28 protein-coding genes are annotated in these 23,394 nt (G+C 71.8%); 16 read left to right on the top strand and 12 right to left on the bottom strand.

Annotation, left to right across the window (positions count from 1 at the left end; genetic code table 11):
• Positions 1–14 precede the first annotated feature (14 nt).
• Positions 15–1,076 (bottom strand): ABC transporter substrate-binding protein, encoded by a 1,062-nt coding sequence (locus tag OUY22_RS12145; protein ID WP_270154978.1) that lies wholly within the window; start codon positions 1,074–1,076, stop codon positions 15–17.
• Positions 1,077–1,093: 17 nt separating this feature from the next.
• Entirely contained in the window at positions 1,094–1,285 is a 192-nt protein-coding gene (locus OUY22_RS12140) for a putative acetyltransferase (protein ID WP_333486664.1), read from the bottom strand.
• 144 nt (positions 1,286–1,429) lie between these two features.
• Between OUY22_RS12140 and fdxA the strand changes: the two genes are divergently transcribed.
• The 3 genes from fdxA (at position 1,430) to OUY22_RS12125 (ending at position 3,716) form a co-directional block, all read left to right on the top strand.
• The gene (gene fdxA, locus OUY22_RS12135) at positions 1,430–1,750 is read left to right on the top strand and encodes a ferredoxin (protein WP_148029241.1); all 321 of its coding nucleotides are present in this window, start codon (positions 1,430–1,432) and stop codon (positions 1,748–1,750) included.
• A 106-nt stretch (positions 1,751–1,856) separates the two neighbouring features.
• Positions 1,857–2,927 carry a succinyldiaminopimelate transaminase gene (dapC, locus tag OUY22_RS12130; RefSeq protein WP_270154976.1) on the top strand — a complete coding sequence of 357 codons (1,071 nt, stop codon included), beginning with the start codon at positions 1,857–1,859 and terminating at the stop codon, positions 2,925–2,927.
• A gap of 114 nt (positions 2,928–3,041) precedes the next feature.
• Entirely contained in the window at positions 3,042–3,716 is a 675-nt protein-coding gene (locus tag OUY22_RS12125) for a DUF4178 domain-containing protein (protein WP_270154975.1), read from the top strand.
• 40 nt (positions 3,717–3,756) lie between these two features.
• Here OUY22_RS12125 and OUY22_RS12120 read toward each other — a convergent pair whose 3' ends face one another.
• Complete coding sequence (locus OUY22_RS12120; protein ID WP_270154974.1) at positions 3,757–4,650, bottom strand: hypothetical protein; 894 nt, start codon at positions 4,648–4,650, stop codon at positions 3,757–3,759.
• Between the two features lie 66 nt (positions 4,651–4,716).
• Here OUY22_RS12120 and dapE point away from each other — a divergent pair, with 66 nt between their 5' ends.
• The 5 genes from dapE (at position 4,717) to OUY22_RS12095 (ending at position 8,948) form a co-directional block, all read left to right on the top strand.
• The gene (dapE, locus tag OUY22_RS12115) at positions 4,717–5,784 is read left to right on the top strand and encodes a succinyl-diaminopimelate desuccinylase (RefSeq protein ID WP_270154973.1); all 1,068 of its coding nucleotides are present in this window, start codon (positions 4,717–4,719) and stop codon (positions 5,782–5,784) included.
• 220 nt (positions 5,785–6,004) lie between these two features.
• A complete protein-coding gene (locus OUY22_RS12110; RefSeq protein ID WP_270154972.1) occupies positions 6,005–6,802 on the top strand; it encodes an LOG family protein in 798 nt (265 codons plus the stop codon).
• A gap of 11 nt (positions 6,803–6,813) precedes the next feature.
• Positions 6,814–7,398, top strand: coding sequence for an LOG family protein (locus OUY22_RS12105; RefSeq protein ID WP_270154971.1), 585 nt, complete (start codon positions 6,814–6,816; stop codon positions 7,396–7,398).
• A gap of 69 nt (positions 7,399–7,467) precedes the next feature.
• A complete protein-coding gene (locus OUY22_RS12100; RefSeq protein WP_270154970.1) occupies positions 7,468–8,403 on the top strand; it encodes a hypothetical protein in 936 nt (311 codons plus the stop codon).
• Positions 8,400–8,948: a DNA-3-methyladenine glycosylase I gene (locus OUY22_RS12095; RefSeq protein ID WP_270154969.1), complete on the top strand. Its 549-nt coding sequence runs from the start codon at positions 8,400–8,402 to the stop codon at positions 8,946–8,948. The genes OUY22_RS12100 and OUY22_RS12095 overlap by 4 nt, the downstream gene beginning before the upstream one ends.
• Before the next feature lie 8 nt (positions 8,949–8,956).
• On the opposite strand, the gene OUY22_RS12090 is transcribed toward OUY22_RS12095, so the two are convergent.
• On the bottom strand, positions 8,957–9,733 hold the full coding sequence (locus OUY22_RS12090) for an enoyl-CoA hydratase-related protein (RefSeq protein ID WP_270154968.1): 777 nt from the start codon (positions 9,731–9,733) through the stop codon (positions 8,957–8,959).
• Positions 9,730–10,506, bottom strand: a complete 777-nt coding sequence (locus OUY22_RS12085; RefSeq protein ID WP_270154967.1) for a PaaX family transcriptional regulator — start codon at positions 10,504–10,506, stop codon at positions 9,730–9,732. Before OUY22_RS12085 ends, OUY22_RS12090 begins: the two co-directional genes overlap by 4 nt.
• 187 nt (positions 10,507–10,693) lie before the next feature.
• Here OUY22_RS12085 and OUY22_RS12080 point away from each other — a divergent pair, with 187 nt between their 5' ends.
• On the top strand, positions 10,694–10,861 hold the full coding sequence (locus OUY22_RS12080; RefSeq protein ID WP_101788278.1) for a DUF3117 domain-containing protein: 168 nt from the start codon (positions 10,694–10,696) through the stop codon (positions 10,859–10,861).
• 75 nt (positions 10,862–10,936) lie between these two features.
• A complete protein-coding gene (locus tag OUY22_RS12075; protein ID WP_270154966.1) occupies positions 10,937–12,346 on the top strand; it encodes a leucyl aminopeptidase in 1,410 nt (469 codons plus the stop codon).
• Between the two features lie 76 nt (positions 12,347–12,422).
• Here the strand turns inward: OUY22_RS12075 and OUY22_RS12070 are convergent, their stop codons facing one another.
• On the bottom strand, positions 12,423–13,061 hold the full coding sequence (locus OUY22_RS12070) for an O-methyltransferase (protein ID WP_270154965.1): 639 nt from the start codon (positions 13,059–13,061) through the stop codon (positions 12,423–12,425).
• A 248-nt stretch (positions 13,062–13,309) separates the two neighbouring features.
• Here OUY22_RS12070 and sigE point away from each other — a divergent pair, with 248 nt between their 5' ends.
• The 4 genes from sigE to OUY22_RS12050 all read left to right on the top strand — a co-directional run bounded on the left by sigE (position 13,310) and on the right by OUY22_RS12050 (position 16,830).
• Positions 13,310–13,879, top strand: a complete 570-nt coding sequence (gene sigE, locus OUY22_RS12065; protein WP_270154997.1) for an RNA polymerase sigma factor SigE — start codon at positions 13,310–13,312, stop codon at positions 13,877–13,879.
• A 1-nt stretch (position 13,880) separates the two neighbouring features.
• Complete coding sequence (locus tag OUY22_RS12060; protein WP_270154964.1) at positions 13,881–14,408, top strand: anti-sigma factor family protein; 528 nt, start codon at positions 13,881–13,883, stop codon at positions 14,406–14,408.
• A 166-nt stretch (positions 14,409–14,574) separates the two neighbouring features.
• Positions 14,575–16,320 (top strand): S1C family serine protease, encoded by a 1,746-nt coding sequence (locus OUY22_RS12055; RefSeq protein WP_270154963.1) that lies wholly within the window; start codon positions 14,575–14,577, stop codon positions 16,318–16,320.
• Between the two features lie 153 nt (positions 16,321–16,473).
• A complete protein-coding gene (locus OUY22_RS12050) occupies positions 16,474–16,830 on the top strand; it encodes a sec-independent translocase (protein WP_270154962.1) in 357 nt (118 codons plus the stop codon).
• 45 nt (positions 16,831–16,875) lie between these two features.
• On the opposite strand, the gene OUY22_RS12045 is transcribed toward OUY22_RS12050, so the two are convergent.
• The 3 genes from OUY22_RS12045 to OUY22_RS12035 form a co-directional block, all read right to left on the bottom strand.
• Positions 16,876–18,015: an Mrp/NBP35 family ATP-binding protein gene (locus OUY22_RS12045; RefSeq protein WP_270154961.1), complete on the bottom strand. Its 1,140-nt coding sequence runs from the start codon at positions 18,013–18,015 to the stop codon at positions 16,876–16,878.
• A gap of 195 nt (positions 18,016–18,210) precedes the next feature.
• On the bottom strand, positions 18,211–18,678 hold the full coding sequence (locus tag OUY22_RS12040) for a DUF1003 domain-containing protein (protein ID WP_270154960.1): 468 nt from the start codon (positions 18,676–18,678) through the stop codon (positions 18,211–18,213).
• Position 18,679: 1 nt separating this feature from the next.
• A complete protein-coding gene (locus tag OUY22_RS12035; protein ID WP_333486663.1) occupies positions 18,680–19,879 on the bottom strand; it encodes a magnesium transporter MgtE N-terminal domain-containing protein in 1,200 nt (399 codons plus the stop codon).
• Positions 19,880–19,976: 97 nt separating this feature from the next.
• Between OUY22_RS12035 and OUY22_RS12030 the strand changes: the two genes are divergently transcribed.
• Positions 19,977–20,936, top strand: coding sequence for an EamA family transporter (locus OUY22_RS12030; protein WP_270154959.1), 960 nt, complete (start codon positions 19,977–19,979; stop codon positions 20,934–20,936).
• Here OUY22_RS12030 and OUY22_RS12025 read toward each other — a convergent pair.
• Entirely contained in the window at positions 20,876–21,280 is a 405-nt protein-coding gene (locus OUY22_RS12025; RefSeq protein WP_270154957.1) for a hypothetical protein, read from the bottom strand. The two genes, OUY22_RS12030 and OUY22_RS12025, sit on opposite strands and share 61 nt — an antisense overlap.
• Positions 21,281–21,322: 42 nt before the next feature.
• On the opposite strand from OUY22_RS12025, the gene OUY22_RS12020 reads away from it, so the two are divergent.
• Positions 21,323–22,264, top strand: a complete 942-nt coding sequence (locus OUY22_RS12020) for an HpcH/HpaI aldolase/citrate lyase family protein (RefSeq protein ID WP_270154956.1) — start codon at positions 21,323–21,325, stop codon at positions 22,262–22,264.
• On the opposite strand, the gene OUY22_RS12015 is transcribed toward OUY22_RS12020, so the two are convergent.
• Complete coding sequence (locus OUY22_RS12015) at positions 22,261–22,806, bottom strand: DUF6529 family protein (protein ID WP_270154955.1); 546 nt, start codon at positions 22,804–22,806, stop codon at positions 22,261–22,263. The two genes, OUY22_RS12020 and OUY22_RS12015, sit on opposite strands and share 4 nt — an antisense overlap.
• The coding region (locus tag OUY22_RS12010; RefSeq protein WP_270154954.1) for a hypothetical protein at positions 22,803–23,394 on the bottom strand (592 nt) is incomplete at its 5' end. The genes OUY22_RS12015 and OUY22_RS12010, both read right to left, overlap by 4 nt.

The following is a 23,394-nucleotide window of genomic DNA, read 5'->3' as shown; positions in this document are numbered from 1 at the left end:
TGATCACACTGGCCTCACCCCACGCTTTTCGCCCACTGCTTCTTCACGTAGGTCTTCCCGGCGTCGGTCTGCGGGATCGTCAGCAGCACGGGCGGCCCCGGCGGTTTCGGGAGCCTGGACGCCTGCTCGGTGTCGAGCGTGCCGCGCATGAGCATCGCCTCGCCCCGCGCGGGCCGCGCGTACCCCTTCTGGAGCAGGTTCTGGCCCTCGTCGGAGAAGAGGAACTCCTGCCACAGCCGGGCGGCGGCGGGGTGCGGCGCGGCCTTGGAGATCGCCTGCACGTGGTAGCTGCCGAGCGGCGCGTCCCTGGGGATCGTCACCTTCCAGGAGGCGGCGTCGCGGGCGGCGCGGGCGGCGTTGACGTGGTCCCAGGTGACGATGGTGTTGGCGGAGGCGGGGGAGGTGAGCTGCCCCGCCTGCTTGAGCTTGCCGAACAGCGCCACCCCGCGCTGCGGCAGCGGCGACCCGCCGCGCAGGGAGGCGGCCATCACGCCGGAGAAGGCGGCCCTGGAACGCAGCGGGTCGCCGTCGAGCGCCACCTTGTAGCCGGGCCTGGTCAGATCGGCGAAGGAGGCGGGGGCGGGCACCGCGCGCGGGTCGTACCCGATGGACATGTAGCCGCCGTAGGCGGCGTACCAGGCGCCGGCCGGGTCCTTGACGTGGTCGGGCAGGTCGAGCCAGCCCCGCACCTTGTACGGGGCGAACCGGCCGGCCGCGCCGACCGCCTCCTCGATGCTGAGGTCGAACACGTCGGGCTTGAGCCGCGCGGCGCTGTCGAGCGCCCGGTGGCTGCTCGCCTGCGGTTCGAGCTGGTTGACCTTGATGCCGTACTTGTCGGCGAAGGTGTCGATGACCTCGCCGTAGTTGACCCAGTCGCGGGGGAGCCCCACCACGGTGAGCGCCCCCTCGCGCTGGGCCTCCTGGACGAGGCGTTCGTAGGTGCCGAACCCCTCCTTGAGCGAGGCGGCGTGGACCTTGACGGGCGGCTGGGACGCGGGCTTGTCGGCGGACGGCGACGCGCCGCATCCGGCGCTGGCGAGGATGGCGGCTACGGCGGCGCAGGTACGTACGGTCACACGATGAATACTTACCGTTACTTCTGTCCAGGTCGAGGAGGCGCGACCGGAACGACCCTGCCCGCCACCAGCGTCTCCTCCGGAATCTCCACGACGGTGCCGTCGCGCTTGCGCACCCGCAGCACGCCGTCCGCCCAGGATTCGAGGACGCCCACGGCGTCGCGGAAGCCTCCGGGGACCCGCCTCCGCGTGGTGACGCGCGATCCCACGTCGGTTGCTGAGATAGTGATCACGAGACGAGCGGCCATGAGTTTGCCACCCTCCGTTTCAGCCACCTGGTGAGCACGGCAATACTAGGGCCTAGCAAACCGCGGTCAGAGTCATGCCATGGTGCGGAGAAGAAGGAGCTCGAGGTGACCTACGTCATCGCGCAGCCTTGCGTGGACGTCCTGGACAAGGCGTGCATCGAGGAATGCCCCGTCGATTGCATCTACGAGGGCGAGCGCATGCTTTACATCCACCCCGACGAGTGCGTCGACTGCGGAGCGTGCGAGCCTGTGTGCCCGGTCGAGGCGATTTTCTACGAGGACGACCTTCCCGAGCAGTGGAAGGACTTCTACAAGGCCAACGTGGACTTCTTCGAGGACCTGGGCTCGCCCGGCGGCGCGTCCAAGGTCGGCAAGATCGAGAAGGACCACCCGGTCGTGGCGGCCCTCCCGCCGCAGAGCGAGTAGCCGGCGCGGCCCGTACGCGGGCCGCACCACCGGTGGGGCGGCGGAGCCGTGCCGCGTGCCGTTCGCGGTGCGCGGTCCTCAGTCGTACGTACGATCCTGGAGAACCGTGAACAACCTGCCCGACTTTCCCTGGGACCGGCTCGAACCGTACAAGGAGCGCGCCCGCGCGCATCCCGGCGGCATCGTCGACCTGTCGGTCGGCACTCCCGTGGACCCGGTGCCCGGGCTCGTCCAGGACGCGCTGACCCGGGCCGCCGACAGCCCCGGCTACCCCTACACCCACGGGACCGTCGCGCTGCGCGAGGCGGCGGCGGGGTGGCTGGCGCGCCGGCACGGCGTGCGCGTGGACCAGCGCGACGTGCTGCCGGTGATCGGTTCCAAGGAGTTCGTCGCCTGGCTGCCGACCTATCTGGGCGCCAAGCGGGTGGTCTTCCCCGAGTTGGCCTACCCCACCTACGACGTGGGGGCCCGGCTGGCGGGGGCGGCGGGCACGGCCGCCGACGGCCTGCTCGCGCTCGGCCCCCAGCACGCCGACCTCGTCTGGATCAACTCGCCGGGCAACCCGACCGGCCGGGTGCTGCCCGTCGAGCACCTGCGCAAGGTCGTGGCGTGGGCGCGCGAGCGCGGCGCGGTCGTCGCCTCCGACGAGTGCTACATCGAGCTCGGCTGGGAGGAGCGTCCGGTGTCGATCCTGCACCCGGACGTGTGCGAGGGGTCCCATGAGGGCCTGCTCGCCGTCCATTCCCTGTCCAAACGGTCCAACCTGGCCGGCTACCGCACCGGGTTCGTCACCGGCGACCCCGTGCTGATCAAGCGGCTGCTGGAGATCCGCAAGCACGCCGGCATGCTGATGCCGCAGCCCGCGCAGGCCGCGATGACCGCCGCGCTCGGCGACGACCGCCACGCCGACGAGCAGCGCGAGCGCTACGCCGCGCGCCGCGCCCTGCTGCGGCCCGCGCTGGAGCGGGCGGGCTGGCGCGTCGACCATTCGGAGGCCGGGCTCTACCTGTGGGCCTCCGACGGCCGCGACTGCTGGGACCAGGTGGGTGCGCTCTCCGAGAACGGCATTCTGGTCGCGCCCGGGGAGTTCTACGGAACGGCAGGTGAGCGGCATGTCCGGGTGGCGCTCACGGCCACGGACGAACGCATCGATGCGGCAGTGCGCCGCCTCCAGTAGGATCGCCCCTCAAACGCTCCCTCCTGCGGAGGGAAGGGGCGAGCCGCATATACCGCAGCACAAGTAGATACCGGGCGTTCGCCGAGGCGAACCGCGAGTGGAGCGAGCCGAACGATGAGCATGACCTCCATGGTCGTTCTCGGGCTGAGCATCGCCACCGTCCTTCTCCTGCTCGGAGCGTTCCTGGCCACCCTGCGCCAGGACAGGAAGGACCGCACGGCGGCCGACATGCCGGTCGAGGTCGCTCCCGTCGAGCCCCCGCTGCCGGCGCCGGTCGCCGCCGCACGGCAGGCCGGCACCGACTACACCGACCCGCGCACGCTCCGGGTGGGCGACAAGATCGACGTTCTGGGCTCGCCGGTGCGCGTGATCGGCGCCCTGTACGTGTCATGGCAGGGCCAGCAGTGGATGGAGTACCGCCTGCGCGACAGCGCCCGCCGCACCCAGTGGCTGACGGTCGAGATCCGCAAGGGCAGGGCTCCCGGCCAGCCGCCGCACCTGGAGGTGCTCCTCTGGACCGACGTGCCCACCCAGGGGATGGTCCCCGCGCGGAGCAGCCTGATCATGGATGACGTCGAGTTCCACCCGTTGGAGCGTGGCACCGGCGCGTTCCGGTCGGAGGGCAGCACGGGCATGCCCGACCGGGGGCTGCTCGACTTCGCCGACTACCGCGCGACCGACGGGCGGCTGCTGTCGTTCGCGCGGGTGCAGGGCCAGCCGTGGACGGCCGCGTACGCGCAGCCGCTGCCGCCCGGGTCGATCGGCATCATCAGCCGCGCGTCGTCCTAGTCAGAACCGGCCAGGGGCAGGCGGGCCCCGGTCGTCGCCGTCAGGCCAGCTCGACGGTCCTGCCGCCGGCCGCGCTCACATCCTGCCAGTCCTCGACCCGCTGGTCGTTGGACCAGCGGGCGCCGGCGTACTCCACCCGGCTCAGCCCGTACTTCTGCGCGTGCGCCACCGACCAGGCGGCGATCAGCCAGCCGCGTCTGCGGTCGGTCACGGCGGTGCTGCCGAGGGCCCGCTTGAGCTGGCGGCGCGCCTGGGCCGTCCTGGGGCGCGGCGCGGCGGTCCGCTCGCCCGCCGCCTGTTCGCCGCCCGCCTTCGCGTCCTTCGGCGGGTACCAGCAGTGGACGGCGCGCGGGACCCGCCCGGTGAACGCCGCGGCCAGGAGCCTGGCCTCCTCCTCGTGCGGGCCGTAGGCGTAGCCCGCCGCGGAGCGCTGCACCGCCTGGGCCGCCTCCGCCACCGGCATCTTGCGGTAGCCCTTGACCTTCTCCAGGGCGGCGAAGAACCGGTTGGTGGAGTAGACGGGGTCCATGATCTGCTTCTTGGTGCCCCACCCCTGCGACTCCCGCTGCTGGAACACGCCGACCGAGTCGCGGTCGCCGTACTCGACGTTGTAGAGCTTGGACTCCTGCAGCGCCGTCGCGTACGCGATCACCACAGCCTGCTCCGGCAGCTTGCGCCGGGCCGCCACGGCCGCGATGGTGGCCGCGATCTGCGCCTGCTCGATGTCCATCTCCCGCTCGTCGTCGGGAGTGCGCACGACGCAGCTGGCCTCGGGGACGGCCAGGGGCTTGGGGGCGCGCTTGAGCAACTGGTAGACGCCGAAGGAGATGCCCACCGCGAGGACCAGCACGATGGCCGCGATGGTGATGACTCCTCGTGAGAAGCGCAGGTGCACGCTGAAGAACCTACCCGGCGGGATAGGCTCCGGGGCCATGACGGAAGTGAGCACCCTGTCACCGGCCATCGACGAGGTGCTGCGCGAACACGGAGTGAACACCTGATGCTTGACCTGACGCAGGACGTCCGCACGCTGACCGCGGCCATCGTCGACATCCCCTCGGTGAGCGGCGCCGAGCAGGTGCTGGCCGGGCTGGTCGAGCAGGCCCTGCGCGGGCTGCCGCACCTGGAGGTCGACAGGTCCGGGGAGACCGTGGTGGCCCGCACCGGGCTCGGCCGCGCGGAGCGGGTGCTGATCGCCGGGCATCTCGACACGGTGCCCGTGGCCGGCAACCTGCCCAGCCGGGTGGAGGGCGGCCTCCTGCACGGCTGCGGCGCCTCCGACATGAAGGCGGGGGTGGCCGTCGCGCTCAAGCTGGCGGCCACCGTGCCCGACCCCGTCCGCGACGTCACGTACGTCTTCTACGACTGCGAGGAGGTCGAGGCGGAGCGCAACGGGCTCAACCGGGTCGCCCGCGAGCACCCCGGCTTGCTGGCCGCCGACTTCGCCGTGCTGATGGAGCCGACCGACGGGGAGATCGAGGGCGGCTGCCAGGGCACGCTCCGCGCCGAGGTGCGGGTCACCGGCAAACGCGCCCACAGCGCCAGGTCGTGGTTCGGGGTCAACGCCGTCCACGGCGCCGAGCCCGTGCTCGCCAGGCTCAACGCCTACCGGGCGCGACGGCCGGTGGTCGACGGGCTGGAGTACCACGAGGGCCTGAACGCGGTCGGCGTGCGCGGCGGCGTGGCGGGCAACGTCATCCCCGACGAGTGCGTGGTCACGGTCAACTACCGGTTCGCCCCCGACCTGACGATCGAGGCCGCGCAGGCGCACGTGCGCGAGGTGTTCGAGGGGTACGAGGTCGCGTTCGTCGACGCGGCGCCGGGGGCGCGGCCGGGGCTGACCCACCCCGTGGCCGCCGCCTTCACCGAGGCCGTCGGCGGGACGCCGAGGGCCAAGCTGGGCTGGACCGACGTGGCCCGCTTCTCCGCGCTGGGGGTCCCGGCCGTCAACTACGGCCCCGGCGATCCGAACCTGGCCCACCAGAAGGGCGAGTACGTGACGCTGGAGAAGATCGTGGAGAGCGAGCGGGCGATGCGCGCCTGGCTCACTGGAGGCCGGACACCATGAAAGTGGCTCTCCTCGCCGGCCATTTGACGGGGAGAGCCACTTTCAGTCCCGAGCAGCACCCTCGCCGATTAGACGCAAGGGTCGGGAAATCTGGTTCCCGGTTCACCGGGAAGTTTTTCAAGATTCTTCCGAGCGCCTTCCGGAGGGCGTTCCTCGCCTATCGGCGCAGGGTAGCCCGGATCCGGACATCAAAGGAACTGTTGGGGATAGCGTGAACCGTATGAGAGCCAATCGCCGCGAACGGCGCCAGGGACAGGCCGTGGTGCGCGGCAACCTGGTCCCCGAATCCACCCACGATCAGAGGCTGCTGGCCCGCCAGGGCTCCTCCGACTGGGTGCACATGGACCCGTGGCGCGTGCTGCGCATCCAGGCGGAGTTCGTCGAGGGCTTCGGCCAGCTCGCCGAGCTGCCCAGGGCGGTCACCGTGTTCGGCTCGGCGCGGACCCCCGAGGAGACACCCGACTACGAGACGGGCCGCAAGCTGGGCATCGCGCTGGCGCAGGCCGGCTTCGCCGTCATCACCGGGGGCGGGCCCGGCGTCATGGAAGCGGCCAACCGGGGCGCCACCGAGGTCGACGGCGGCGTGTCGGTGGGGCTCGGCATCGAGCTGCCGTTCGAGCAGCGCATGAACGACTACGTGGACCTCGGCATCGAGTTCCGCTACTTCTTCGTACGCAAGACCATGTTCGTGAAGTACTCGTGCGGGTTCATCGCGCTGCCCGGCGGGTTCGGCACGCTCGACGAGCTGTTCGAGTCGCTCACCCTGGTCCAGACCCGCAAGGTCACCAGCTTCCCCGTGGTGCTGATGGGCTCGGAGTTCTGGGGCGGCCTGCTGGAGTGGATCAAGAGCCAGCTGGCCGGCACCGGCAAGATCGCCCCCCAGGACCTCGACCTGATCAAGGTCACCGACGACGTGGACGAGGCGGTGAAGATCATCACGGATTCCGAGCTGCACCGGTCGCGGCAGCTCGACGAGGAGCGGGAAGCCGCCAGGGCGCAGGTGGGCGAGCCGCAATAGGCTGGCTCCCCGTGAACATCTGCGTCTTCTGCGCCTCCAGCCGTCACATCGACGACAAATACCTCCGACTGGCGACGGAGGTCGGGACCGAGCTGGCCCGGCGCGGCCACACCCTGGTGAGCGGGGGCGCGACCGTCTCCTGCATGGGCGCGATCACCAGGGCGGCCCGCGCCGCCGGCGGCCGGACGATCGGCGTCATCCCGCGCGTCCTGGTCGACATCGAGATCGCCGACGAGGACTCCGACGAGCTGATCGTCACGGCCGACATGCGCGAGCGGAAAGGCGAGATGGACGCCAGGTCCGACGCCTTCCTGGTGCTGCCCGGCGGCATCGGGACGCTGGAGGAGCTGTTCGAGATGTGGACGGCCAGGGTGCTCGGCATCCACGACCGGCCGCTCGTGGTCCTCGACCCGTGGGGGCTCTACAGGCCGCTCAGGGATCTCGTCGGCGGCATGTACGACGCGGGATTCTGCCGGGCCGACGTCTTCGACGCGATCTCCTGGACCACGACCGTCGACGAGGCCTTCGCCCGCCTGGAAGCCCGCGCCCAGCCCGTCCGGCCCTCCGTGGAGGAGCTGAGCGAGGCCGCCGACTGAGCGTCCGGCTGCTCACCGGGTGCGGCAAGTGCGGGACTCGTGCCCCGGTGGTATGAGTACGATGCCAATGTGCTGCTGGTCATACTCGCCATCGCCGCGCTCGCCATCCTGGCGGGCGTGTTCCAGGTGTCCCGGGGCAGAGGCGGGGAGCTGACCGAGTTCCCGCCCGACGTGCCGCCGCTCAACCTCCCGGAGGCGGGCAAGCTCACGGCGGTCGACTTCATGGCGCTGCACCTGCCGGTCAACCTGGTCGGCTACCACACGCAGAGCGTCGACGAGGCCCTGCACCGCGCCGCCAACGCCATCAGCGCCCGCGACACCAGGATCGCGATCCTGGAGCAGCGGGTGTCGGAGCTGCTGTCGAGCCGGCTGCACGCCCGGCAGGAGGTCTACGCCGCGCCCGGCAACGGGCCGCGCACCGAGCACGAACCGCCCGCCCTGCCCTTGGCGCTGCCCGTCGAGACCGACCCGCTGTCCAACGGCCATGTGCCCTCGGCCGTGCGGGAGGAGCCGCCCAGCGCCGAGCACGAGCCGGTCACCTGGATCGAGCCCGCGGCGCCGGACAACCCCGCGCCCTCGGACGCCGCGCCCTCGAACCCCGCGCCCTCGGACGCCGCGCCCTCGAACCCCGCGCCCTCGGACGCCGCGCCCTCGAACCCCGCGCCCTCGGACGCCGCGCCCTCGAACCCCGCGCCCTCGGACGCCGTGACCTCGGACCCGGATGCCCCGGATGCCGCCGTGCCGGACCGGGTGGCCGACGGGGACGCCGGGGGGCAGGACCGCGCTGACCGGGAGCCCGGTGAGAAGCGGGACAAGGTCGAGGACCCGGCCGAGGACAAGATCGAGGACGAGTGGGGCGAGAGTTCGCAGGACGCCTCGCGGGCGGGCCGGGCGGAGGAGTCCGTACGGGTCGCGGGCGGTCCCGCGGACGGAAAGCCGGATGGCCCCGCGGGCGGCCCCAAGGATGGCCCCGCGGGCGGCAAGGACGCGGACGGCCGCGTGTGACCGAGGTCATCCGCTGCTCCTGGGCGGGCCTGTCGGACCCGCTGTACCTCGCCTACCACGACGAGGAGTGGGGCCGCCCGGTGCGGGGCGACGACCGGGTCTTCGAACGGGTGACGCTGGAGGCGTTCCAGTCGGGCCTGTCGTGGCTGACGATCCTGCGCAAGCGCGAGAACTTCCGCGCCGCCTTCGACGGCTTCGCCATCCCCAAGGTGGCCGCCTACACCGAGGCGGACGTCGAGCGGCTGCTCGGTGACGCGGGGATCGTGCGCAACCGGGCCAAGATCGAGGCGGCCGTGGCCAACGCCAGGGCGGCGATGGAGCTGCCCGACGGCCTGTCCGACCTGGTCTGGAAATATGCTGACCCGTCGGCTCCGGTGCCCCGGACCATGGCCGACGTGCCGGCCGTCACCCCCGCATCCACGGCCCTGGCCAAGGAGCTGAAGAGGCACGGGTTCAGGTTCGTCGGCCCGACCACCGCGTACGCGCTGATGCAGGCGATCGGGCTGGTCAACGACCACGTCGAAGGCTGTCTGGCGCGGGCCTGAGAGCGCCGTCAGCGGCCGTGGAACACCGGCCGCTCCTTGGCCAGGAACGACGCCGTGGCGCGGACGTGGTCGTCGGTGGCCACGCACGCGTCCTGCAGGTCGGCCTCCAGCGCCAGCGTCTCGGGCAGCGAGTGGCCTGCCGCGTGGGCCAGCGCCCGCTTGGTGGCGCCGAAGGCTCTGGTCGGCCCCTGCGCGAGCCGTACGGCCAGCTCGTGGGCGGTCTTGAGCACCTCGTCGGCGGGCACCACGCGGGTGACCAGGCCCAGCTCCAGCGCGCGGCGGGCGTCCACGGGCTCGCCCAGCAGCAGCAGCTCCGTGGCCCGGCCCAGCCCGACCAGACGCTGCAGCGTCCACGAGGCGCCGGAGTCTGGCGCCAGGCCGATGCCGCCGAACGCGAGCGCGAACTTGGCCTTCTCCGCCGCGACCCGCAGGTCGCAGGCGAAGGCGAGCGCGGCGCCCGCGCCCGCGGCCACGCCGTTGACCGCCGCCACGACCGGCTGGTCCATGGTGGTGATCAGCTCGATGATCGGGTTGTAGTGCCGCCGGACGGTGTCGTCCAGGGCGCGGCCGGCCTCCAGGTTGGCGGCGTGCTCGCGCAGGTCCTGCCCGGCGCAGAAGGCCCGGCCCGAGCCGGTCAGCAGGACGGCGCGCACGCCGGGATCGGCCGCCGCCCGGCGCAGCGCCTCCAGCAGGGCGGTCTTGACCTCCGCCGTCAGCGAGTTCATCGCGTCGGGCCGGTCGAGCGTGATGGTGGCGACGGCGTCGGCCACGTCATAGCGGATCAATGCAACTCCCTGTCGACGAACGCGGCGGCTGCGGGCAGCAGCCGGGCTGCCTCCTGCTCGAAGAACGCCCTGGCCTTCTCGCCAGGCCAGCCCGCGGGCAGCAGCTCGGGCGGCAGGCCGGGGTCACGGAACAGGAAGTTCCGCCATCCGTGCACGAGCTTGCTCCTCGTCGCGAAGACCTGGTCGGGCGGCGCCTGGGCGGGCAGGGTGGTGATCAGCGTGTCAGCCTCGGCGTGCCACTGCTCGTAAGCCTCGCCGATGGCGTGCAGATCCCATGCCCGGGCCACCAGCTCGCGCGGGTCGCCCTCCAGCGCCGCGTCGAACCTATCGGCCCGCACTCCCTCGCACTCCAGCAGGTTGTCCAGCTCGACGGAGGAGCGCGGGCCGATCCAGGTGCTCTCCGACAGGGCCGCGTAGCCGAGGAACGTCAGCGTGGCCCTGATCCGTTCGCGGCGCGGCCGTTCCTTGACGGGCGGGAACACGATCAGATGCCATCGGGTGTTCCAGCTCAGGGTCCCGGCTCGGTAAATTCTCAGCGCCGCCTCGTCCAGCCGCCTCAAGCACTTGGGCGTGACACCGTAGCCAGGGCCCTGCGGCAGCCGGACCGGCTCCAGCCAGCCCTGTCTGACCATGCGGGAAACGGCCGTGCGCACCGCCGGAGCGGCGATGTCCAGGGGCTTCATCAGCCGTACGAGAGCGGCCACGGACGCGTGCCCACCGCGCGAGCGCAGGTGGTCCCCGTACAGGTCGAACAGAGCGGCGCGTGCGTGCACGAAGTCCAGTTTGGAGGTCTTCGACCCGCTCGACAACGCATTCTGGGAGGAGATCGTTACCCATGAGGGCTCTCGATGCGGGAGAATAGGACATCACAGAAGACGTGAATACGCCGACCGCCCCTCTCGGGAGGTCGGAGGTCGCGATCGCGGGCCGCGGGAGCCCAAGGCAGGAAGGGATGCACGCATGGCGGCGATGAAGCCGCGGACCGGCGATGGTCCGCTTGAGGTCACCAAGGAAGGGCGCGGCATTGTCATGCGGGTCCCCCTGGAGGGTGGCGGACGGCTCGTCGTGGAGATCTCGGCGGATGAGGCGAAGGCGCTCGGCGAAGCGTTGAAGAGCGTCGTCGGCTAGAGCTCCCCGGACGATCTTCACCCCGGCCCTGGCGTGCACCGGCGTGCCAGGGTCGCCGACGTATGAGGAGAGAAAGTGCCGATCGAGACCGCCGTCTCAGTGGCGGCGCGGGTGCCCGAGGACGCCGCCCTGCTGGCCGTTCCGTACGATTGCGAGCTTCGCCCGGCGCTCGACCTGGACCTGCACGTGCCGGTCGCCGGGCTGCTCGCGCACTACGAGGCCGAGGGCGAGGCCGGTGAGGTCGTCGAGGTCCCGGTGGCCAGGGGCGAGGGCGTCGGCCGGGTGCTGCTCTACGGCGTGGGCGACGGTTCGCCGCGGGCGCTGCGCAAGGCCGCGGCCACGCTGACCCGCCGTGTGCGCGGCAAGGAGTCGCTGGCCGTCGTCGCCCCCGAGGGCGACCTCCGGGCCTTCGCCGAGGCCGCGCTGCTGGCCGCCTACTCGTTCAAGATCGGCTCGCCGGGGAAGCGGCCGGTGCGCGCGCTCACCTTCGTCGGCGCCGACGAGGAGCAGGTGCGCCGGGGCGAGAGCGTCGCCCAGGCCGTCGCGCTGGCCCGTGACCTGAGCAACACGCCGTCGTCGGTCAAGAGCCCGTCATGGCTGGCCGAGCAGGCCGCCGAGCAGGGCGTCCCGGTCCGCGTCTGGGACGAGGAGCAACTCCAGGCCGAGGGGTTCGGCGGTCTCCTGGCCGTCGGCCGCGGCTCGGCCCGGCCGCCCCGCCTCATCCAGCTCTCCTACACCCCCGACCGGCCCGCCGACCGCCACGTCGTGCTGGTCGGCAAGGGCATCACGTTCGACTCGGGCGGGCTGTCGCTCAAGCCCACCGACAGCATGAAGACGCAGAAGACCGACATGGCCGGCGGCGCCGTGGTCATCGCCGTCCTCGCCGCGCTGGCCAGGCTCGGCCTCCCGGTCCGGGTGACCGGCCTGGTGGCCGCCGCCGAGAACATGCCCTCCGGCACGGCCCAGCGGCCCAGCGACGTGATCAAGCCGTACGGGGGGCGCACCGTCGAGGTGCTCAACACCGACGCCGAGGGCCGCCTGGTGCTGGCCGACGCGCTCGCCTACGCCGACGCGCGGCTCGATCCCGACGTGGTCGTCGATGTCGCCACGCTCACCGGCGCCGTCACCGTGGCTCTCGGCCGTCACGTCGGCGGCCTGTACGCCTCCGACGACGAGCTGGCCAAGGGGCTGACGGCGGCGGGCGAGGCCAGCGGCGACCGGCTGTGGCGGCTGCCGCTGATCGACGAGTACGCCGGCGCGCTGGAGTCGCCGGTCGCCGACCTGGCCAACGTCGAGATCGGCTCCCGCTTCGGCGCCGGGTCGATCACGGCGGCGCTGTTCCTGCGCGAGTTCGCCGGTGACCGGCCGTGGGCCCACCTCGACATCGCCGGCGTCGGGCGCAGCACGGTCGACGAGGGGATCCTGACCAAGGGCGCCACCGGGTTCGGCGTGCGCGTGCTGCTGGAGTGGCTGTCCGGGCTCTGAGCCCGCCTGGGCCGCTCCGGCCCATTCTGGCCCGCCCTGACCCGTTCCGGGCTGTTCTGGAGCGTTCTGGCCCGTTCTAGCCCGCGACCTTGACCGCGGCCAGCAGGCCGTCGCCGAGCGGCATGAGGACGGACCGCAGCCGGTCGTCGGCCTGCACGAGCTTGCCCAGCTCGCGCACGGCCACCGTGTCGGGGTCGCGTTGCGCCGGGTCCGCCACCCGGTGGTGCCAGAGCGCGTTGTCGAAGGCCACGACGCCGCCGACGCGCAGCAGGCGGACGGCCTCGGCGAGATAGTCGGCGTACTCCTGCTTGGCCGCGTCGGCGAAGACCAGGTCGTAGCCGCCGTCGGAGAGCCGCGGCAGCACGTCGAGCGCGCGGCCGGCGATCAGCCGCACCCTGCCGCCCGAGAAGCCCGCCTCCGCGAACGCCTGGCGGGCCATCCGCTGGTGCTCCGGCTCGACGTCCACGCTCGTCAGCGTGCCGTCGGCGCGCATGCCCCGCAGCAGCCACAGCCCGGAGACGCCGCAGCCGGTGCCGATCTCGACCACCGACTTGGCGTTGATCACGGTGGCGAGGAAGCAGAGCGCGGCCCCGCCGCCGGGAAGGACGGGCGGGGCGCCCATCTCCAGCCCGCGCTGCCGCGCCGCGTGCAGGATCTCATCCTCGTGATGGAACTGCTCCGCATAGGCCAGAGTGGCCTCCAACGGACTGGTCATCGGCCTCCTCCCCCCACTTTCGTGCGATTGGTCACCGATCGCAGCCTAGGGGAGGAGGGCCGGGACGGGAACTCAGGAGGGCCCCGAGGCGTTGCAGGTTTAAACGGGCTTTGCCGGTCTGGAGGGCAGCCAGTGCGCACGGAGGGACAAAACCAGGCACTATGACGGTAGCGGTGGTCTCAGAGAGAGGAGTTCTGGTGGACGAAAGTGACCACCAGGCCGATACTCCGTTGTCCGATGTCCCCGGTATGGTGCCCGAGCCCGAATGGACCCCTCCCACCTGGGATGAAGTGGTGCGGACCCACTCCGCACGGGTCTATCGCCTGGCGTACCGTCTCACCGGCAACGTCCATGACGCGGAGGATCTGACCCAGGAGGTCTTCGTCCGGGTCTTCCGGTCGCTGTCCAATTACACCCCTGGCACGTTCGAGGGCTGGCTGCACCGGATCACGACCAACCTGTTCCTCGACATGGCGCGGCGCAAGCAGCGCATCAGGTTCGAGGGTCTCGCCGACGACGCGGCCGAGCGGATTCGCGGTCGCGAGCCGTCGCCGGCGCAGGCCCTGCACGACGCCCATCTTGAGCCGGACATCCAGGCCGCGCTCGACGCGCTCGCCCCCGAGTTCCGGGCCGCGATCGTGCTGTGCGACATCGAGGGGCTGTCCTACGAGGAGATCGCGGCCACGCTCGGCGTCAAGCTGGGAACGGTCAGAAGCCGGATTCACCGTGGCCGGGCACAGTTGCGCGAGGCGCTCGAACACCGAGCACCCCGCAATTCCCAACTCCCCCCGACCGTAACCCGTGGGGAGGAAGTCTGACATGACCCACCTTGGAGAACGCGTGTCCGCGCTCGTCGACGGCGAGCTCAATCACGCCGAGCGAGACCGGGCGCTGGCCCATCTGACCTTCTGCGCCGACTGCCGGCGTGAGGTGGAGTCGCTGCGGGCGCTGAAGACGCGCCTGCGGTCGCTCGAACACCCCGCGCTGCCGGCCGACCTCACCCTGTCCCTGATGCGCATGGCCGAGCCCGGCGGGCCGCTGCCGCCCAGGGAGCGGCCTTTCCCTACCCGTACGTTCGGAGGGGTGCCCATCCCGGGGCCGCACAGCATCGCCCCTTTGGACAACCGGCCCCGCAGGAACGCCACTGGTGGCGGTTCCTCGGGCCCTGGCCGCGGGACTAGGCGGCGCAGCACGTACATGGCGGTCGGCTTCGTGTCGGCGGCCGTCGCGCTCGGGACGTTCTTCGCCGTCTCCGGCGTCGGGCAGAACACTCAGGCCCCGCCCGTCGAGCTCGTCAAGCGGGTCCAGCCGACACCGGCGGACGTTCCGGCCACCGCCACTCCTTGAGCGCTCCCCCGACTGGGATACTCATGGTGGCGTAGTCCATGGCGTGGGGGGCATACGATCTGGGATCGGGATATGTCAGGCGAATCGGGCTGACAGCTGCTTTACAGCACCCGTATGCCGATCAAGCCATGATTGCGGTGTCGTGAGCAAGGAGTGGTGAGAGTAGATGACCGACGAGACGCGCCGCGAAGGACGCACGCCGTCGGGAAATCCTGAGCCACCGGGACGGCCCGAGTTCCTGCCCGCCGGCGAGCAGCCGGCCGAGAGGCGGCCGCCCTCCGGCTGGGACGACTCCGGCGAGACCTCCGTCTACGGCCCCACCCACTCCTACGACGACGACCCTTACGACGGCCCGGCCCGGCGGGAGGGCACGTACCCGTACGAGAACCCCGCCCCGCCCTCCGCCTTCGGCCACCCGGGCGGCGAGACGCCCCGGTTCGGTCCGCCGGATGGTGAGGGCCCGCGGTTCGGCGATCCCGGGGGCCAAGGCCCGCGGTTCGGCGCTCCCGGCGGTGAGGGGCCCGGGTACGGGGAGCCGTCCCGCTTCGGTCGTCCGAGCGGCGAGAACCCGCAGTTCCGCAGCCCCGCCGGCGAAGGCTCGCAGCCGGACCGCGACTGGCCGTTCTTCGGCGATCCCGGCAGCGGGCGCCGCCCCGGCGCGTTCACCAATCCCAGCGGCGAGGGCCCGTTCGGCGTGGGCGGCCCGCCGCCGCCACCGAGCGCCCTGCCCATGGGCCCCCACTGGGCCCCGCCACCCGGCGCCACCAGGGTCCCGCCGCCCAGGCGAGGTCCCAGCACGCCGCTGATGCTCGTGGTCGCCCTGGTCATCGCGCTGGTCGCGTCCGGGCTCGGCAGCGTCGGCACCTACCTGCTGACCCGGCCGAGCGGCAGCACCGACCCGTCCTACAGCCTCGGCCCGCTCCCCACCGGCAACGTCGAGCGCGCCCCCGGCTCGATCGCCGGCGTGGCCTCCCGGGTGCTGCCCAGCGTGGTCTCGCTGGAGGTCGGCAACGGCAGCAACACCGAGGGCGCCTCCGGCTCCGGGTTTCTGATCAAGAACGGTTACGTGGTGACGAACAACCACGTGGTCGCCCTGGCCGCCAGGGACGGCGAGATCCGGGTCATCTTCAACAACCGCAAGCGCACGACGGCCCAGATCGTCGGCCGCGACCCCGGCTCCGACCTCGCGGTGCTGAAGCCGGAGGAGACGTTCGGCACGCCGGAGATCACCCTCGGCAACTCCGACCAGGTGGTCGTGGGCGACCCGGTCATCGCGATCGGCTCGCCGCTGGGCCTGACCGGCACCGTCACCACCGGCATCGTCAGCTCGCTCAACCGGCCGGTCATCGCCGGCGACGAGAGCGGCACGGGCACCGAGGAGCCCGCCTACATCAGCGCCATCCAGACCGACGCCGCCATCAACCCCGGCAACTCGGGCGGACCGCTCGTCAACGGCCGCGGCGAGGTCGTCGGCGTCAACTCGGCCATCGCGACCCTCAGCCGGTCCATGGCGAACCAGAGCGGCAGCATCGGCCTCGGCTTCGCCATCCCGGTCAACCAGACCCGGCGCGTCGCCGAGGAGCTCATCACCACCGGCAAGGCCAAGCGGCCCAAGATCGGCGTGGTGCTCGACACCGACTACCGCGGCGAGGGCGTCCGCATCGCCTCCGGCAACCAGAACGGCCGCCCGCCGATCGACGAGGGCGGCCCGGCGGAGAAGGCCGGGCTCAAGGCCGGCGACGTCATCCTGGAGGTCGACGGCCTGCGCCTGCAGGACGGCAACGAGCTCATCGCGCTGATCCGGAGCAAGGCGCCGGGAGCGAAGATCCAGATCAAGTACGAGCGCGACAAGCAGGAGCACACCGCGACCCTGGTCGTCAGCGCCGACGCCCCCACTCCGACGCCGTCGTGACGCCTCGCCCGGGACCTCCCCGGGCGTGAGGTTCGAGGGTCCGCGGGGGGTGATGATTGGGTCCGGGGGAGGAGACCGAGCTACCCGGTAGAGCCCTTAGTCTGTGGGATAGCCGGGGTTGTCCTCGGGGCGGTTGACTGCTGGGAGCTGACAGTGTTCGGACTTGGCTGGCTGGAAGTCGGTGCGCTGATCATTATCGCGCTGCTGGTCTTCGGCCCGGAGAAGCTGCCCCAGGCGGCCGCCCAGGCCGGCAAGACCCTGCGCAACCTGCGCCGCATGGCCAACAACGCGCGTGACGACCTGCGGGCCGGGCTGGGCCCCGAGTTCTCCGACTTCGACCCCGCCGACCTCAATCCGCGCAACTTCGTCCGCAAGCACCTGCTGGAGGACGACGACGTCTGGAAGGACGGCAAGCCGGCCGTCGCGGAGGCGGAACCGATCTACCCCGCCCCGGTGGGAGGGGAGCTGGGCGTGGGCGAGGTCCCCCCGTACGACAACGAGGCGACCTGACCCACACCCGTACGACGCGGCGAGCACAGACCCGCGCCCGCGCGGTCAGCCCCGGTTGGGGGCGAGCCCGAGCTGCATGCCCTTGAGGCTGGACGCGCGCTTGCTCAGCGTGGTCGCGATCGAGCGGAGCTCCGCCGCGGCGGGGGAGTCGGGGTCGGTGAGGACCAGCGGCTTGCCCTCGTCGCCGCCCTCGCGCAGCCGCAGGTCGATCGGGACCTGGCCGAGCAGCGGCACGCGCGCGCCGAGGATGCGGGTCAGCGCGTCGGCGACCGTCTGGCCGCCGCCCTCGCCGAAGACGGCGATGCGCTCGTCGCAGTGGGGACAGGGCAGCCAGGCCATGTTCTCGATGACGCCGGCGATCTGCTGGTGGGTCTGCGCCGCGATGGAGCCGGCCCGCTCGGCCACCTCGGCGGCGGCCATCTGCGGCGTGGTGACGACCAGGATCTCGGCCCCCGGCAGCCGCTGGGCCACCGAGATGGCGATGTCGCCGGTGCCCGGCGGCAGGTCGAGCAGGAGGACGTCGAGGTCGCCCCAGTAGACGTCGGTGAGGAACTGGTGGAGCGCCCGGTCGAGCATCGGGCCGCGCCACACCACGGGCGTGTTGCCCTCGGGCTTGAACATGCCCACCGAGATGACCTTGATGTCGTGGGCCACCGGCGGCATGATCATGTCTTCGACCTTGGTGGGCCGCTCGGCCGCGCCCAGCATGCGGGGGACGCTGTGGCCGTAGATGTCGGCGTCGACGATGCCGACCTTCATCCCGCTCGCGGCCATCGCGGCGGCGAGGTTGACCGTCACCGAGGACTTGCCGACGCCGCCCTTGCCGCTGGCCACCGCGAAGACGCGGGTCAGCGAGCCGGGCTTGTTGAACGGGACCTCCTTCTCGGGGCCCTTGTCGCCGCGGAGCTTGGTCTGCAGCTCCTTGCGCTGCTCCTGGCTCATCACGTCGAGCTCCAGCTCGACGGCGGTGACGCCGTCGACCTTGGCGACCGCGGTCGTGACGTCGCGCCGGATCGTGTCCTTCATCGGGCAGCCGGCGACCGTGAGGAAGACGCCGACGCGCACCCTGCCGTCAGCGGCGATGTCGACGCCCTTGACCATGCCGAGGTCGGTGATCGGGCGGCGGATCTCGGGGTCGATGACGGTGGCGAGGGCGGCCGTCACCTGTTCCTGGGTTGGTGCCATCGAAGTCTCGGCACGCCCGGGTGAGGGGGTGCCGTCCCTCCTTTGCCGGTATGGGTGTGACAGCGCGGGAACGCCGGTTGAGGATGCCCCTCCATGGTATGAACCCGGGAACCGGTCCCGTTAATCCAGCAGGCTCATCGGGCAACGTGCCAAGGTTACTGGGTGACCCGCAGCGAGGGACGAGGGCCGCCGCGGTCATCGCGACTCCTTGAGCTCCTCGCCCAGCCGCTGCAGCTCCGAGCGCAGGTAGTCGCGGGTGGCCACCTCGCCGAGCGCCAGCCGCAGCCCGGCGATCTCGCGGGTGAGGTACTCGACGTCGGCGCGGTTGCGCTCGGCCGTCTGCCGGTCCTGCTCGTACTGGACGCGGTCGCGGTCGTCCTGCCGGTTCTGGGCGAGCAGGATCAGCGGGGCCGCGTAGGAGGCCTGCAGCGACAGCATGAGCGTGAGGAAGATGAACGGGTACGGATCGAACTGGAACGAGGCCGGGGCGGCGACGTTCCAGCTCACCCAGACCACCACGAACACGGTCATGTAGACCAGGAAGCGCGCGGTGCCGAGGAAGCGGGCGATGCGCTCCGACAGCCGGCCGAACGCCTCGGGGTCGTAGTGCGGGCGCAGCGAGCGGCGCAGGTCACGGGGCTGGTCAAGGCGTTCGGTGGTCACGTCAGAGCCTCTCGCGCCAGTCTGCGGGGAGCAGGTGGTCAAGGACGTCGTCGACGGTCACCGTGCCGACGAGCCGGTTGTGCTCGTCGACGACCGGGGCCGCGACGAGGTTGTAGACCGCCAGGTAGGCGGCGACGTCGGGCAGCGGGAGGTCGGGCTTGATGGGGTCGATCGACGGGTCGATGACGTTGCCGAGCAGCGTGGAGGGCGGGACGCGGAGCAGCCGCTGGAAGTGGCTCACGCCGAGGTAGCGGCCGGTCGGGGTCTCATTGGGCGGGCGGGTGATGAACACCTGGGCCGCCACGGCCGGGGTCAGCTCCTGCTGCCGGATGTGCGCGAGCGCCTCGGCGACCGAGCTGGTCGGGGGGAGGATGACCGGATCGGTGGTCATCAGGCCGCCGGCGGTGTCGTGCGGGTAGGTGAGCAGCCGCCGCACCGGGGCGGCCTCCTCCGGCTCCATCAGCGCCAGCAGCGCGGCCGCCTGCTCCGGCGGCAGGTCGTGGAGCAGGTCGGCGGCGTCGTCGGGGCCCATCTCCTCCAGCACGTCGGCGGCCCGCTCCGGTTCGAGCGCGCCGAGGATGCCGATCTGGTCGCCGGGCGGCAGCTCCTCCAGCACGTCGGCCAGCCGGTCGTCGTCGAGCGCGCGGGCGACCTCCTCGCGCCGCTTTCCGGACAGCTCGTGCAGGGCGTTTGCCAGGTCGGCGGCGCGCAGCGAGTCGAACGAGGCGATCAGCCCGGCGGCGCCCTGGTTCTCCTGGAGGATGTCGAAGCCGGAGACCTCGTCCCAGTCGGCCACCCGGGCGTCGCGCCGCCGCCTGCCCCGGTAGACCGCGACCTGGGTGACCTGCCACTCGGCAGGCTTGGTCTCGGCGATGGCGACGTCGTAGACGGTCATCGGCTCGCCGTCGACGCGCACGGTCAGGTCGAGCATCTCGCCGATCACCAGGGTCTCCAGGGGCCGCTGCTCGAACCGGCGCACGTTGAGCTTGCCGGTGAAGACCACCGCGCCGGCCTCGATGCCGCGTACCCGGGTGATGGGCAGGAACACCCGGCGGCGGGGGCGGACCTCGACCACCATGCCGTGCACGCGGGGCGGGCGCACGCCGCGCAGCCCGACGACCACGTCCCTGATGCGGCCGATCTGATCGCCCGCCGGGTCGAAGACCGGGGTGCCCGCCAGCCGGGCGACGAAGATCTGCACGTCAGCCAGGCTAACAGCGCCCCCGCGTTGCGCCGCGGACGCCTGACGTGTCAGTATCCAACCTGCACCACGGTAATGACGTTCGACGGGGGTTCACGTGCGCTACGCGGGACTCGCGATGGCCTTCGTGTCCTCGCTCTGCTTCGCCTTCTCCGGCACCATGGCCAAATACCTCAACGCCGCCGGTCTGGCGCCGCTGGAGGCGGTCTGGGTGCGGATGGCGGGTGCCGGGGTGCTGCTCGTCGCCGTGCTCGCCGTGGTCAAGCCGTCCGCGCTGCGGATCGCCCGCTCGCGGCTGCCGTTCTTCGCGGTGTACGCGGTCGTCGCCATCGCGGGGGTGCAATCACTGTACTTCGCGGCCATCACCAGGCTGCCGGTGGGGATCGCCCTGCTGCTGGAGTTCATGGCGCCGGTGATGGTGGTGGTGTGGGTACGGTTCGTGCGGAAGATCCGGCTGGCCAGGGCCGCCTACCTCGGCGCGGTCATGGCGGTGGTCGGCCTGGCCATCGTGGTCGAGGCCTGGCAGGGCCTCCGGCTGGACGCGATCGGGCTGGCGCTGGCGCTGCTGGCCGGCGCGTGCTGCGCCGGATATTTCCTGATGAACGATAGCTTCGGGGATGACATCGACCCGCTCGGCCTGATCGCCTGGGGCATGATCGGCGCCGCCGTCGTGCTCGCGCCGATCTCCCAGCCGTGGAACCTCCCGTGGGACGCCTTCACCCGGACCGCCTCGCCGGTCGACGCCACCCCGATGCCGGTGCTCGTCGCGTACCTGTGGCTGGTGGTCGTGGCCACCGTCATCGCCTACATCCTCGGGGTGAACGCGGTGCGCAGGCTCTCGGCGGCCGTCGGAGCGACCGTGGCCTCGCTGGAGGTCATCGCCGGCTCGATCGTCGCCTGGCTCCTGCTCGGCCAGGCGCTCGGCGCATACCAGATCGTCGGCGGCCTCATCGTGCTGTCGGGCGCGCTCCTCGCGCAGACCGCGACCATCGTCCGTCAGACGCCGGTCGAACTGGCGACGCCCGTCGGCGTGAGCCGCAGCACCGCCGACCCCTGAGCCCAGCGCTCGGGCAGCCGCTCGCTGTCGCGGGCGTTGAGCCGCTCCTTGGCCAGCGCCGCCACCGCCTCGGGCGCCGCCGCCTGCTCGACGACCGACACGGCGGCGTCGAACACCACCAGACGGGCCCCGTTGTCCTTGCTGCGCAGCGTGACCCGTACGCTCTCCCGCCCGGCCAGCCCCGGCAGCTCCTGCTCCTCGCCGCCGGTCACCAGATAGATCGCGCCGTCGTGCCACGCGTGCCAGGCCAGCCGCGGCCGGTCCAGATCGAGCCAGAGGACGCCGGACTTCTTGGCGCCCTCTTCTACGGCCGAAAGCTCGATCGCCGGGGTGTTGTCGGTCACAGCTCGAATGTAACCGGCTCCGGTGCCGTTACGGTGTGGCTCATGTTGCGTTCGCGTAGATCTGTCCTGGCCGTGCCCGGCAGCAACCCCCGTTTCCTGGAGAAGGCCCGCGCCCTGCCCGTCGACGAGGCGTTCTTGGACCTGGAGGACGCCGTCGCGCCACTGGCCAAGGACGAGGCGCGGCGCAACGTGGTGGCCGCGCTGCGCGAGGGCGGCTGGGAGGGCAAGACCGTCGCGGTGCGGGTCAACGACCTGGCGACGCAGTGGGCGTACAAGGACGTCATCGAGGTCGTCGAAGGCGCCGGCGACCGGCTCGACTGCCTGATCCTGCCCAAGGTGCAGGACCCGACCGAGGTCGTGTGGCTCGACACGCTGCTCACCCAGATCGAGAAGGCCATGGGCTACGAGCCGGGCCGCATCGGCATCGAGGCGCAGATCGAGAACGCGCGCGGGCTGGTCAACGCCGACGCCATCGCCGGCTCGTCCCGCCGGCTGGAGACGCTGGTCTTCGGGCCGGCCGACTTCATGGCCTCGATCAACATGCGCACCCTCGTCGTGGGCGAGCAGCCGCCCGGCTACGAGGAGGGCGACGCCTACCACTACATCCTGATGCGCCTGCTCATGGCCGCCCGCACCCACGACCTCCAGGTCATCGACGGCCCCTACCTGCAGATCAAGGACGTCGACGGGTTCCGCCGGGCCGCCCGGCGCTCGGCCGCGCTCGGCTACGACGGCAAGTGGGTGCTCCACCCGCTGCAGGTCGACGCGGCCAACGAGCTCTTCTCGCCGCCGCAGGCGGACTACGACCGCGCCGAGCTCATCCTCGACGCGTACGAGTACTACACGACGGTCGAGAAGCGCGGCGCGGCCATGCTCGGCGACGAGATGATCGACGAGGCGTCCCGGAAGATGGCGCTCGTCGTGGCCGCCAAGGGCCGGGCCGCCGGGCTGCGGCGCACCACGAGCTTCGACCCGGCGGGCTAGACCGCGAACCCCACGGCCGTGAAGAACCAGAACGACGAGGTCAGCCAGAGCCCCACGAGCGCGGTGAACGCCAGCCCGCCGATCACCGGAAGCGTCCAGCCCGGGGTGCCGTCCTTGCGCAGGGCCAGCATCTTCGTGGTGAACACGCCGTAGAAGAAGCAGCCGAGCAGCGAGTGGACCATCACCCGCGGCACGTCGTACTGCAGGCCGAGCGCGTACAGGCAGTGGAAGGCCACCGGGATGGTGAGCAGGAACGCCAGCCTGCCCGACCACCGGTGGACCCCCTCCGGGATCCGGATCCCCAGCCGGCCCCACATCGACAGGGCCGAGACGATCTGCACCACGGCCAGCGCGGCGGCGGCCGTGGTCAGCCAGACCTTCATCGGCAGCGCGGCCGAGAAGCCCGCGACGCCCACGGCGAAGCCGGTCGGGGTGTGCGCGCGCCCGTACACGCCGAGCGCGACCATGATCACGGCGCCGGCCAGCAGCGGCACCAGCAGCGAGACGGAACTCCGGGCGGGGTGGCGGTGGATGGCGGTCATCGCATCTCCTCGATGAAACCGTCGACGTCCTCGGGCGTGACGGTGGTTCCGTTCACGGAGACGGCCCTGGTCGGGTCGTCGCCGTCGAGCCGCGGCACGTCCACCGGCTCGTCGTCGCTGAAGGCGGCGCCGACCTGCGTGTAGCCGCCGCCCGGGTTCTCCACGACGATCCAGCCCGCGCGCACCTTGGCGCCCCTGACGACGGCGCTGGCCCGGTACAGGCCCGAGGGCTTCTTGGCCGTGGCGGCGACGAAGCTCCAGCGCTTCCCGCCGACCGCGACCTGCCCCGCGGCCTTGCCGTCGCCCAGCTCGGCCTTGACCGTGGCCTTCCCCGTGCCTTTCAGGGCCAGCTCGCCGCCGGTCGCGTCGCCCTTGAACCAGGACTCCGTCCGGCCGTCGCAGAAGTACCCGATGGCCCTGCCGTCACGGATCGAGATCGCGATCAGGCCGCCGTTGCCCTTCACCCGGCCCGCGTAGTCGGCCTTCTTCGGCGCGGGGGGCGACTCCTCGAACGTCGGCGTCTCGACCGGCGAGGGCTCGGCCGAGGCCGTCGCCCCGCCGCTCTCCGGCGTTTCCGTCGCCTCGCCG

Origin of the sequence: Nonomuraea corallina, assembly GCF_027620315.1 — a bacterium.
Classification (GTDB): domain Bacteria; phylum Actinomycetota; class Actinomycetes; order Streptosporangiales; family Streptosporangiaceae; genus Nonomuraea; species Nonomuraea corallina.
Note: the sequence above shows the minus strand (reverse complement) of the source record. Positions and strands in the feature narration are given on the sequence as shown.